We start from the raw sequence: 12,653 nt of genomic DNA on the forward strand, positions 1-12,653 counted from the left end.
TTTCATTCTTCTTTCCTATCAATATTTAAATTAAATTCATTTATTTGTATATTTTTTGAATTTTTCTTGTTATTTTGTTTCATTATTACATGATCATTTTTAGAAACACCACTTTTAAAAAATCTTTTTATAATAAATACAACTATGCTTAATAGTGTTAAGCCTAAACCACTGAACAACCATTCTTTATTTTCGTTTATCCATTGCATAAATAACGATCTCCTATCTTAAAACATTAAAAGAATTTGTGAAATGCAAAACCCAGCATTATTGATATGTTTTTTGCGAAACTATGCAAACTATAAAATAAACATAATTTTAAATCTTCGTCATAATCCCAATCCCTCTCATCACTTCCCTAGGCCGCCTCCTAAACTCCGTAACTGCAAACTCTAATTCACGCCCATCCTCCGCAAAGAGGTGAATCTTGCCATCCCGGATCACAACGCAGTTATTACCAAACAAAAATCCTTGTACTTCACTATTCTGTTCTTGAATCGAGATATCGGTGATCCTTTTTAGTTCGTAGTAGAGGCGGTATTCTTCCTCCGTTTTTATATATAGCTCTGCTACGTGGGTGGCGTTTTCTAACAGGTACCGGTTGGTGTAGGTATTGACAAGCGGCCCGATTTCTTTTGGTTTGATGGGGGTTGACAGTTGCAACCATTCTCTTACGGTGAATTTATAGTAAACTTCATCAACATTTTGTTTGCTAGGAATTTCGGTAATCTGTTCACGTTTTATCGTTTCATAGCTGACCACTTCGCCATAATAGCAAATACCTGATTCCTTTTTCCCAAACGCACTAATGGATTGATACAAGGCAATAGTATGAATCGGAAAACGTTTTTCAGCCACGCTTCTCTGAGGGATATGATAAAAACAGTGGCTTAGATTGGCGGCTAATTGCTTCTCGTCTTTAACCACCCCGACTAAAACATCCCGGTGGCTAAAGTCAACCTGCTTTAATTTGTTCTCAATGCCAATGGGCAAGAGCGCTCGTTCAAAGGCTGATTCTGCCGATTCATCGATCAGCTCTGCCAATTGTTTTTCGACCAAGTTAGTTGCCGATGGTAGAAAGGGTAAGCCACCGATGTTGACCGTTTCAATACTTTTATAAAAACGGTGGTGCAGGTATTCTGTTTCGTTGTGATAGGGAAAGAGAATATAGGCACCAAACATCCCTTGTTGGTATTGGTGGCTGCCGGTGGTTTCATAAACCACGGCATCGCGGTAGCGGTGCATTGTATTGATGTCATCTTCTTGTGGGCCGGGGTTTTGATAAATCTGCTGATAGGCGCTTCCGGGAAGGGCAGTATTGATGCGGTATTTGGCATCAAAGATATATTTATAGGTCAAGCCGTTTTCTTTTTTCTTAAGGGTCAGGACATTATCAGGCTTTTGGGTAACCGTTGGTAAGGCGTGACTTTTGGGGTTATAGGCTAAGAACAGCTCTTCCCCATTTCGTGGGTTGAGATAACGAACCCGGGACTCAGCCCCTTTCTTTAATGTCACAAAAAGACGGTTTTTATGGACCTTGATGATATTTTGGGCTTTCAGTTCATATTTTGTTTTCAAGATCGCGTTTAATTTAATAAAACACCAATATTCATAAAGGGCTGGCAAATCTTTTGTGGAAATATGGAATAAATCCCCAGTTAAGGTCAACCCCTGATTGAGCATTAAATAATAATGATAAAGACTGTGATAAGCTGGAGCCATCATAAACACCAACGACATGCTGGTGCGACTGTCAAATTCCCCCACCCGATTGAGAAAATCTGAATACAGCCGGACATCGATACCGCGGATCATCCCTTGGAGGGTATCCAGTAAGGCAGGGTCAGCGGTACGGGCTAATTTTTCATAATGATTCTTGACATTTTGAATGCGTTGTCGAATGGTGCTTACGATAAACTTGACAAAGCGATTTTCCATAGTGTCGTAGGTGATTTCTTTTTTGACTGTCAAAGCTCGGTTGATACAATAGCCGCTATCTTTTTTTGTGATCTCCCGTTGATTTTTACGCAGCCATTTGATGGTGTCGCGGTTAGTTCGTTTGACCTTGTTTGCCGGCACGACCTCACTCACCTTATGAAGCTGATGATGGGGACGCAACATTAACTGATCGAGGGCTTGGATAAAGGGGTCATAGAGTTGTCGCAGGATGCTATAAAAAACCGTAGCATCTTTGTTTTGTTTCTGGTTGAGGCTAGCGCCTTGGTAGGTTCTTTTGATAAAATCAAAAGCTAATTCATAAACCTCATTGGTGACGTCCATCATCAGCTCATTGTAGTCTTTGCGGTAACTGATCTTGGTCGGAAATATCTCAATGGTAAGGTTGAGATTACGTTTGCCATCCAATAGAATTTCAAAATCGCTATAGCCAATTTCACCGGCTAAATTGACAACCCCCGTGTAAAGCTTTCCGGATCGCCCCAGCGGTTTGATCTTATCACGGATCAAAGGACTTTGATGCCAAAATTCCAAAACTTTACCCGATTCATTTTCGATGATCATTTCATAGCTCTGGTACTCAAAAAATAACGGCTGGGTGCTTATAAAGAAACGCTGTTTGGGTTGAATACTGGCGGTTTTTTCGTTGTCTCCTTCATTGTAAGTGAGTTCGCCATGATCCTGGGCAAAGACTTGGATACTCGCATCTTCAGCTTCTCCACTATAATGATACAAACAATTTCCGGGATTACCACGAATGGTTACCCTAATCTTTTGATTCGTGAATGACAAGAGATCCATATTTATAACCAGTAAGATGTAAAACCATCTTCTTCTAAGCGCTGTGTCATAAAGGCAATTTTTTCAGCACTCTTGCGATAAAAAATATTCTTTACTTGCAAATATTCAAACATCTTGGTGCTGGCATTGTCCCTCTCAATTAAAACATTTGATGTCCCAGCGCAGATTGCAAATAATGAAATCATCACGTCCTTAATATTCATGCTACTCCCTTGAATACGCGGTAAAATCTTTTGTAGGATGCAATAATCCATAGCAATATTCTGTTCTAAAATTTCATTATTCTGGTTATTGACCATGTAAAAACAGATTTCATCACGTACCCGATAACCAAATTGGGCAAAGCCGGCACCCAGAACCGCGTTTATTTGCTTGAGGGTCGAAATGGTTTCGAGCAAAATGTCTTCACAATCCTGACATTCATTAAGGTAGAGATATTCTGTTTTTAGAAATGTATTGGGAACAACATTAAATACCGGGCTTTTTTGTTGTCCAATGATCAAATCCAAATCGACATAGGATAATTCAATGGTGTTAGCCCGATCGAGAACCTTTTTGCTAAAGGGAAAGGTGGTTTCATCCATATTGACGGTACCAATAAGATAAAGATTTTCGGGAATGTGGAGCCCCTGATACTGACTACGGGCGGCTTCATCCTGGCCAAAGAGATTGGGGTTTAGTAATTCCGTGGATTTTAACCGTTCATTTGACTTTTCTCTGGTTTCCATGACCGAGAGGAAATCACTGAAATAGTATTCAACCCGAGCGAGATTCATTTCGTCTAAACAAAGGATATAGGGTTTTTCTAAGTCGCCGATGGCGGTACAAATAAAATTAGTAATCACCCCGGGGACAAACTTGCCATTTAAATCAAGATAGCCTAATAAATCCGACGAATCCGACCAATCAGGGCGCACCGGTACCATTAGATACTGGCCGTTTTCTCTGGTCGCGCCAATGGCTTCACCAAAAAGTTTAATCAGTTTAGTTTTACCGGTACCTGAGGTGCCGGCTAAAATCACAAATGGCTTGGTTTTGAGACTCAGGTAAAAATTTTCAATCATCCCGGCTTCATAGGAAAAGCCTCTGGTTTTGATATAATCACTGATCCGAGCTAATTCGTCGGTTACTGATATGTCATTTTGATCTTCAATATATACTTCTGGTAAACTTTCAATCTCAAGGCCAATTTTCTCTGGATGTTCCACAAATAATGTATGATACACCTGATAAAGACCCATAATTTCTTCCAAATCCGTTGCTAATTGCGAATTGTCAGGCAGTTGACCTTTCTTGTAAGTTTTATGAAAAATCGTACTTGCATAAAGAGAGTCTTCGCCAGTTAGTAGATTGTTGTCTGTACTAAAATTACGGGGATTGATTTGACTACGGATTGCATCTCTAATTTCTTCTAGTCTTCGTAATGCACCTTTTGGCTTTAGCTCCTTCTGTAATGCGGTAACGCCTTGCATGAGAGTTAGGTAAAGGCTTTCACCATCAACTGAAAAAGTATAGACGATATAAACTCCACTATGCGGTGTTTTTGTTATTGTCTTATCAAAAATCCCAATCCAGGGTGACACTGCCCAATTGCCCTGTCCAATACTACCTTTTATTAAATATTTTTGGCCATCAAAAAAAGGCAACAGTTCAATTGCTTTCGGGATTTTTTTACGCATTAAGTCACCTAATGGATTCTTTGTGAATGGTTCCGAATTTCGCGCCTTCGCATAGTTTTCCAACATGGTATTAAGTCCGTCGCGCAGCGTTAGGGTTTCATCACGTAGTTTGAAATATTTGTTGAGTTTATAATCGAAAGTTTTCTTAAGCTCATCGATGTCAGTTGAATCTAGCTCTGCAAGCAACTCAGGATTGAGACAAAAATAATCGACATCATTTATTGTTTTATAAGAAATATAGCCTTTTTCATTAATCACTCGGTAGGGATTATCTTTAATCACAGCAAGGATTTGTTCAATTGAAGACTCTTTAACATTACGAATACGTGACTCAACATCAAAATCTGGTTCTTTTCCGCTGTCAACACGAGCTACATAGTAACTTTTAAAGGTCTCGGCTATCTTGGCTGCCGAAACTTTTCCTTCTTGATCCATGTTTTCAAAGATTGCTTTTAAAAAAACTAATTTATACGATTTCTGATAATTTGCTAAATTTTCTTTATCTCCGATATAATCAAAAAACTTCTGTTTCATATTCTCCCCAAATTCTTGTTTATTTTTTTCTTTTTCCAATCACATTCAACCACTTCTCCGCATCTCTACCTTCTCTTACATCTCCAGTCACAAAGGTCTCCACAACCTCCAGCCCCGCCATCGGCTCCAGCAGCCCCAGCAGCCGTTCTTCGGTGAGATCGGTAAAATACCGGCCGTTGCGTTCCCCTTCAAAATCACCGTATTTAAAGGACGCGTACAGAGTGCCGCCGGGACGTAAGGCCCGAACAACTTTTTCAAAGATGCCGGTCAGTTCACCGTAGGGCACATGCAAAAGCGAAGCACAGGCCCAGACGCCGTCAAAGGCATTCACAAAATCGAGTTCGTCAAAGGTCTGACAGAGCACCGGCTGGCCGATGTAATCGCCGGCCAGTTTGCAACAGCCGTCGGAGCCATCCATCGCAGTAACCTTATATCCGGCATCTATAAACGCCTTGGCATCCCGGCCGGAGCCGCAGCCCAGATCGAGGATGTGGGCCTGGATTGGCAGCAGCTTTAAAAAGAGGCGATGCAGTTTGCAAAGGTCAGCATCAACGGTGCCCTGAACAAAGGTGTGGGCGGTATGGTTATAGTAGTGCAGCGTTTTATTAGGATTGTGAGACATCTTTTTCTCCTGATCGGTGGTGGCCCCTTTGGGTATTTAAATGTGTTAAAAATGCTTATTTTCGTAAATTTTAGTCTTACCTTTCTATTATACGCCCATTCCCCCCTAATGCCAAACCTTCCCGCGAAAATTATTGCCTTTTTTATCAACTACCACGCCCTGACAGAAAGTCAGCCCTAGAAAAAGTTGACATCTGCTAAATTTAGCGGGCGGCTCAGCGCGCCCGAGCTCTTATTTGCCTCGCACACAGCCAAACGAAAAAGCCGCCCCACCATTGCAGTAATGGAGGGGCGGCTTGGTAATGTCCGGAGGCTATCGGCGACCGTTTCCTGGATCGGCGGTGCTTATGATTGCTCGCTTTGGTCACCGATTATGGTCAACAGTGCCCGGGCTTCGCTTTCGTGCCCCGCCGGAATCAAAAGCAGCACCCAATCGTCAAACTCTGCCTTGCCATAGCGCATCCGCTCGGTACTGTGATAACAGACCTTGAGGTAGTGCCGGCCGTTTTCGCTCAGGTAGTCGGCGGCAGTGACGACCAGCGTATCGCGTTCATTAAAGACCGGACGGACATTGCCCCAGATTAAAAAATGGCGGCCGATTCGGGTTTCGCAGGGGGCTCTTTTAATCCGGTGGCGCAGATAGCCGTGATAGGCCCCCCGGACAACCCAGGGTAAGCCTGCCGGCACTACCAGCAGCAACCATTGCCACAGCGGCCGGTCGGGAAACTCCAGATGCAGAATCACCGCAAAAACCCCGCCGAGCAGCGCCAGACAGCCGGCTGTAAACGGCACCAGCCAGCGGTTACGCTGCCGCTGCCAGGCCAGCAGATCGCGGGCCACCTGGCGGGCTTCATCGGGGGTGTAGCGCCAGGTCGCCAGGGCCGGGGTTTGGTCAACGCGCCCCAGCCGTCTGGCCCGCATGGCAATAACCGGCACCAGCATCATAAAAAACAGCAGAAACCCCAGGCCCAAGCCCCAGAGCAACTCGTCTTGGATAAACAAACCGGCCGCAATCGCCGCCACTGCCAACAGCAAAAGCAACACCAGCCACCAACGCAAACCCTGTTTAATCATCAAACTTCCTCTTTTCTAACGTTTAAGCACCGCATCACAACAGCCGATGCTCCAGAATCTGGTGCACCTCAAAACTGTCGATGCCGTCAACGATGGCCCGGGTCCTGACCCGCTGGCGGTGGCCTTTGTGGGGGGGTTTATCCATTGTCCTTCCGTTTCTGCCTTTTGCCTCACCCGGCCTTGACTGGCGGATGGCCCGGCGCTTTTTTAATGCTTTTATTATACGCCGTTTTTAAAATAATTCAAAGGTTTAAAGCGGTAAATAATCGCCTGACCCATTGAGCTTCGGGTTTTACATTGAGCCCAAAACTGGCCTGAACTCTGTCAGATCCCCGCTTTGTCACAATGATATGTTATCGATAATCATTATTAATTATTTTTATGGAGTGCTTTCACTTGATGAAGCGTGATGCGCTTGATATAATTAAGGCATAGAAAACGTTTATCGTTTAGGAGAAAGGGAGAAGTTGAGATGAAAACGGTTATGCAACCCAAAAACAGTGACAAGGTTTTTTTTACTTATTCACTGGCGACGATTGTTTCGTTTATTTTCTTTTTTATCATTTTTTTATGCAGCCCAGGCACTGTATCCGCCAATACCGACGATGTCCCTGCTGACGCAAATACATCGATCGGGATACAGTATCGCGGACACATTCAGAATTACGGCAATATGCCCAAGCCTGAAGGGACGATGCTGATCGGGCCGGATGCCATCGGGACGCGCGGCCAGTCCCTCCGCATTGAAGGCTTCTGGATCGAAATGACCGGTGCCATCCCCGAGGGGGCCAGTCTTAAGTACCAGGTTCATGTCGAGAACCTGGGCTGGCTTGATCCGGTCAGTGATGGGGCCTTTGCCGGCACCAGTGGCCGCGGCCTGCGGGTTGAGTCGATCAGAATTTGGCTTGAAAATCTTCCCGGGTATGATATCTGCTATCGCGGTCATGTCCAAAACCGCGGTGATCTTCCCCTAACCGGCGACGCTTGGGGTTGGGTTGAAAATGGGGCGGAGCTGGGAACCACCGGTTCTGGCCTGCGTCTGGAAGAATTGCAGGTTAAACTTGTCAAACAGGAAGTCAATCTAAGTCGCTATCAGACGCTGCTTGACACGATCGCTCAGTTACAGGAAAACGACTACGCCGCCGATACATGGCGTAATCTTCAGGCGGTGCTTGCCGAAAATGCGGTTTCGAAAGCCAATATTCAAGCTGAAATTGACACCGCAACCGCAACAATTCAAAATGCCTATGCGGCTCTGGTTACCTTAAAGACTTTTGATCAGGCCGGTACTTATGGACCGGAAATTGGGCTCGAAACACTATCCGGCGACGTAACCATAAAAGCCAGTCGGGTTGTCCTACAGAATATGCTGATCAGCCGGAATCTGACCATTGCCGAAGAAGTCGGTGATGGTGACGTAACGCTCAACAATGTCACAGTTTTAGGGCAAACCTTTATCCGCGGCGGCGGGATCAACAGCATTCACATCAATGCCGGGCAGTACCATGAAATTGTGATTGAACGCACCCCAACGGGCGCGATCCGGGTTGTGGCAACCGATTTAACCGGCGCAACCGTTATTATTGACAATACCACAGCCGGCGAAGAAGTGCTTCTGGAAGGAGATTTTGACCGAGTCAGCATCAATGCCTCAGACGTCATTGTAAAAACCCGCGACGGACTGATTGCTTCAATGACTGTCAGCGATGGCGCAAAGAACTGTGAAATCCAGATGGATTACAGTTCGACGGTTGGCCAAATGGTCTTTGATGAAGCAGCCGCTGTAAAAGGACAGGGCACAATTAACCAGGCTGATGTCAATGCCGATGGTGTCACCTACCAGGTCAAGCCCGAAAATCAAACCGTCGATCCCGCGGTTACTGAACCGCCGGTTGTTGTACCGGTTGCGCCTGGTGGTGGCGGCGGAAGCAGCACCACCCCGGTCACGGCGATTGCGATTACCGGTACGCCGGTAAACGGCCAGAACCTGACCGCTGAGCCAACCCCCGCTGCCGCAACGGGTAGCTATCAGTGGCTGCGAAGTGATAGCGAAAACGGGGTTTATTCGGCAATTCCCGGCTTGACTGAGAAAACCTATTCACTCATTAGTAGCGACGCCGGAAAATATTATAAGGTTCAATTTATTGGTGCCGGCAGTTACAGTGGCACCGTTACCAGTGCCGCAACCCACATTCTCTCCTTTGGCGCAACTCTGCGAACTGTTTTTGGGCAGGTCGTTTTGACAGGTTTGGGCACCGGGACACCAATTAGCCCCATCCAGGTGAATCTGGATGTTGAAAATAGTCAAAATACGATCCAGCTTGCCGATATCACCGCCGATGTTGGCGCAACCGTTAAGCTCTTTTCAGACAGTAACTTTGCAACCGAGACTAGTCCACTCACCTTGACTTCCGGCAGTGCGACAAAAGCGTATCTGAGAATCACCTCTGAAGACACCACCTCGGCCAGGCATTATGAACTGACGATCAACCGGGCAGCGACACCCACCCTTGCCGGCGTCCAGATTGCTGATGACAGTGCCAGCAGTGATAAAACCAGCATTACCATGCCGGCCCTGCCGTCTGGTTCAGCTAAATTTTTGTATCTGATCAGCAGCGATGATCAGGCTGTCCCGACCCCCGATGTCGGTGCCGACTGGTCTGCCCATGTTGCCAATCAGCTAAATCCGACAGCCGCGAATTTAGTCACCGCCGCCAACGGCAAAAACATTGGCATTGCCGCCGTCGACAGCGCTGATAAGGTGATCCAGTTTGTCAACATCTCTGCCGTCGTTGCGGTGAACTATACCGCTCATGTTACCATCACAATTGATGGAGTCGCGGCAAATCCAACCAGTGTCGCTTTGGGATCGTCGGCCGATACCCCTGCTCCGGTTGCCATGACTGCAAGCGTTAGTCCCGGGGTCTACACCCTGACAGCGCAAAGCGGGACACGCTACCTCTTTGTCAACGGGAGCTACACCGGCCAGACCATTAATGATGAAACAACTTTAACCAGCGCCCACTTTACGGTCAACTACACGACTGCTGCCGACAATGGGACTGGTTCCTGGGGGACCGTCAGTGCTGCCTATGCCTCCGATCATCCGGTGATCCCGCTACGCAATACGCCAATCGCCCCCGGCAGTCTGGTTGTCAGTGGGTCAAAGGTCAGCTTCAGCATCAGCAAAACCGTTGCCAGTGATACGGTCACCTGGAGCGGCACCACCTTTGACGATTCAAGTCTGGAAACGCAGGTGATCACCTACACCAGCATAATAACCGGTCCCCTGACGTGCACCACAACGGCCGCGATTGTGGCGACACCTGCTGTCAGCCCGGCTTCCGGAAAAATCGGACCGGCGAAAATAATCGAACTGACAACGGCTACCAGCGATGCCACCTGTTATTATAACGCGGCCATCGGAACAACGGTAGCCGAGCCCACAACTGCAAGCACATCAGCGACCACAGTAGACTTCAGTACCCTAAATCCAAACAATGGCAACACCCTTACCTTAAAAGTCATGGCCGCCAAAACCGGCTATACCAATAGTGCCATCACTACCGCCACCTATACCTGGGATAGTACTCCCCCAGAAGCCTTTGTTTCGCAAGGCGATCATCTCAGTGTCCATTCCGGGGTATCTGTCAATGTCACAAGCAACGAGAAAGGCAAGGCTTATCTGGTTTTGGCGAATTCGGGCATCACTACCCAGGCGGCAGCAGAGTTGGCAGTGACAAACGGTGCCGCCACCGCAGTGGCCATTACAGCAAGTTCTACGGCAACGGCAATTGCAACAACCAACTTAAGCGAAGGGGCCTATAAGGTTGTCGCCGCCGATGAAGCAGGCAACTTGTCGGCCATGTCATATCATACGATAACCATTGATGATACCCCCCCGGCAGCACCAACAGTACCAACACAGACGGTAAATGTTGGCACAGCGATTACCGGCGCCCGGAGTAACGAGTTGGGCAGGCTTTATCTGGTCATCGAATCCGCAACAGTTACCGATAAAGCGTCACTGGATGCGCTAGTCACTGCAAGCAAGGCAACCAGTGCAGCGGTAAGCGCAATTAACACCGATATATCGATAGCCACTGCCGGGCTTAGTCCCGGGACTTACAAAGTTTATGCGGTCGATTTGGCGGGAAATGTCTCTGATCCTTCTATCAATACCGTTACTGTACAGTGAAGTTATTAATACTGATTGGTGGTTTGCTTTACGCAAATAAAACCGCCGCAAAAAAACACCACCGCCCTTCCTCGATCATGAGGGGGGCGGTGGTGTATTCTTTTAAGGCACTTCTTCCTCTCCCAGTTCGGCCACCACCTGTTTTAAGCGTTTGGGGATGGGCACCCCGAGGACGGCCAGATTTTCACAAATACTCAGACCCTCGTTGGCGAGGTAGAAGAAGATCATCGCCGAGCGCAGTGGTGCCCCGGTGCGTATCAATTAGCGGCTTGGCCAAAGAGATGGCGGAAAGTTCTCAAGCACGTCCCATTTTTCGGCTCGTCAACACGCAAAAAACCGGATGTTCACAAACTTCTGGGCCACTTCCCAAAATTTGTGAACATCCGGTATTTTAGTCACTCTGCTTAAACAGGCGCATCTTAACTCAGTATTATTTCACATCGTCTCTGTTTAGTATTTTGTTGCTGGTCCGACCTTTAAGCCAAACCGTCTAGCATTTCTTATTATTCAATCGGATGGGAACTCAAATGTCCATCACGGCCACATTTAACATCAATGATGGTATTGCCAGAGACAACCAGATAATCGATTATCTTCAGACTAATTTAGAATGATTGAAATCGTTTTCTCGTTGTGATAAAATAAATAACAGCGCTTCTGGCTATTTCTCAAGGAATGGGGGTAATCACATGTTAACCAAAACAATGACCTTAATTAAGCAGACTTCCCGGATTCTGATTGTCGATGACACGCCAGCCAATGTCTTTTTACTGGAACAATTATTAAAACTCAGTGGCTATACCAATATTGTCACCCTAACGGATTCCCGGGAGGTGCTTAGCACCTATCAGACGTTTCAGCCGGATCTACTGCTATTGGACTTAAAAATGCCCTATCTTGACGGCTTTGACATTCTTAAGCAATTAAATGCGCTAGAGAACGAAGACTATCTGTCGGTGATTGTGATTACCGCCCAGAGCGATAAAGAAAACCGCCTCAAGTCGCTGGAGCTGGGAGCCCGGGATTTTATCGGTAAACCCTTTGATCATACCGAAGTGATCATGCGGGTCACTAATCTACTCGAGATTCGCCTGCTCCATAACGCCACCAAAGAAAATAATCGCCTGCTGGAAGAACGGGTCACCGAACGTACCCGGGAAATCGAAAACATCCAGCTGGAGCTGGTCAATAAACTGCTGATAGCAGCCGAATTCCGGGACGACAACACCGGCAATCACATCCTTAGGATTGGTCAGTATGCTGCCGTGCTGGGTCAGCTATGGGGGCTTGATCAAAGCGACTGTCTGCTCCTGTCTCAGGCGGCGATGATGCATGATATCGGAAAAATCGGCGTCCCTGACGGCATTCTGTTAAAACCCGGTCCTCTGACTGTTGAGGAAATGGCAATCATGAAAACCCACACCCAGAAAGGGGCCGATATTTTAACCGGCAGCGCTGCGACGGTGCTGCAGCTGGGCGAGGTTATCGCCTTGAGTCATCACGAAAAATGGGATGGCAGCGGTTACCCGGCCGGATTAGCGGCTGATGCCATTCCGCTTGAGGGTCGAATAACGGCCATCTGCGATGTATTTGATGCGCTATTGTCAGAACGCCCCTATAAACCGGCCTGGACGATGAACAGCACCCTGGACTTAATGGCCCGGGAAGCCGGGCATCATTTTGATCCGGAGCTGCTGCAGCTGTTTTTGGACAATGTTGACCGTTTCATTAAAATCTATAACGAGTGTACCAATTGATCCGGAGCGCTTAGACTTTTTTAGTAGGCACTT

8 protein-coding genes are annotated in these 12,653 nt (G+C 46.8%); 2 read left to right on the plus strand and 6 right to left on the minus strand.

Annotated features, from left to right (window positions below):
* Positions 1 to 2: 2 nt before the first annotated feature.
* The 5 genes from Q7P33_RS04220 to Q7P33_RS04240 all read right to left on the minus strand — a co-directional run bounded on the left by Q7P33_RS04220 (position 3) and on the right by Q7P33_RS04240 (position 6,665).
* Complete coding sequence (locus Q7P33_RS04220) at positions 3 to 209, minus strand: hypothetical protein (RefSeq protein ID WP_303867603.1); 207 nt, start codon at positions 207 to 209, stop codon at positions 3 to 5.
* A gap of 109 nt (positions 210 to 318) precedes the next feature.
* The gene (locus Q7P33_RS04225; protein ID WP_303867605.1) at positions 319 to 2,691 is read right to left on the minus strand and encodes a restriction endonuclease-like protein; all 2,373 of its coding nucleotides are present in this window, start codon (positions 2,689 to 2,691) and stop codon (positions 319 to 321) included.
* A gap of 68 nt (positions 2,692 to 2,759) precedes the next feature.
* Positions 2,760 to 4,970: an MrcB family domain-containing protein gene (locus Q7P33_RS04230; protein ID WP_303867607.1), complete on the minus strand. Its 2,211-nt coding sequence runs from the start codon at positions 4,968 to 4,970 to the stop codon at positions 2,760 to 2,762.
* Between the two features lie 19 nt (positions 4,971 to 4,989).
* On the minus strand, positions 4,990 to 5,592 hold the full coding sequence (locus Q7P33_RS04235; protein ID WP_303867608.1) for a bifunctional 2-polyprenyl-6-hydroxyphenol methylase/3-demethylubiquinol 3-O-methyltransferase UbiG: 603 nt from the start codon (positions 5,590 to 5,592) through the stop codon (positions 4,990 to 4,992).
* A 344-nt stretch (positions 5,593 to 5,936) separates the two neighbouring features.
* A complete protein-coding gene (locus Q7P33_RS04240) occupies positions 5,937 to 6,665 on the minus strand; it encodes a hypothetical protein (RefSeq protein ID WP_303867611.1) in 729 nt (242 codons plus the stop codon).
* 472 nt (positions 6,666 to 7,137) lie between these two features.
* Between Q7P33_RS04240 and Q7P33_RS04245 the strand changes: the two genes are divergently transcribed.
* Complete coding sequence (locus Q7P33_RS04245; RefSeq protein ID WP_303867613.1) at positions 7,138 to 10,863, plus strand: cadherin-like beta sandwich domain-containing protein; 3,726 nt, start codon at positions 7,138 to 7,140, stop codon at positions 10,861 to 10,863.
* 102 nt (positions 10,864 to 10,965) lie between these two features.
* Here Q7P33_RS04245 and Q7P33_RS04250 read toward each other — a convergent pair whose 3' ends face one another.
* Entirely contained in the window at positions 10,966 to 11,124 is a 159-nt protein-coding gene (locus Q7P33_RS04250; RefSeq protein WP_303867615.1) for a phage holin family protein, read from the minus strand.
* Between the two features lie 428 nt (positions 11,125 to 11,552).
* Between Q7P33_RS04250 and Q7P33_RS04255 the strand changes: the two genes are divergently transcribed.
* A complete protein-coding gene (locus Q7P33_RS04255) occupies positions 11,553 to 12,620 on the plus strand; it encodes an HD domain-containing phosphohydrolase (protein WP_303867619.1) in 1,068 nt (355 codons plus the stop codon).
* Positions 12,621 to 12,653 lie beyond the last annotated feature (33 nt).

The sequence above is a fragment of the Acetobacterium wieringae genome, from assembly GCF_026646375.1.
In the GTDB taxonomy this organism is placed as follows: Bacteria; Bacillota; Clostridia; order Eubacteriales; family Eubacteriaceae; genus Acetobacterium; species Acetobacterium wieringae_A.

Coding starts and splice junctions, on each gene's coding strand:
- Q7P33_RS04235 (WP_303867608.1), bottom strand. CDS start 5,592: ATGTCTCACAATCCTAATAAAACGCTGCACTACTATAACCATACCGCC.
- Q7P33_RS04240 (WP_303867611.1), bottom strand. CDS start 6,665: ATGATTAAACAGGGTTTGCGTTGGTGGCTGGTGTTGCTTTTGCTGTTG.
- Q7P33_RS04255 (WP_303867619.1), top strand. CDS start 11,553: ATGTTAACCAAAACAATGACCTTAATTAAGCAGACTTCCCGGATTCTG.
- Q7P33_RS04230 (WP_303867607.1), bottom strand. CDS start 4,970: ATGAAACAGAAGTTTTTTGATTATATCGGAGATAAAGAAAATTTAGCA.
- Q7P33_RS04245 (WP_303867613.1), top strand. CDS start 7,138: ATGAAAACGGTTATGCAACCCAAAAACAGTGACAAGGTTTTTTTTACT.
- Q7P33_RS04220 (WP_303867603.1), bottom strand. CDS start 209: ATGCAATGGATAAACGAAAATAAAGAATGGTTGTTCAGTGGTTTAGGC.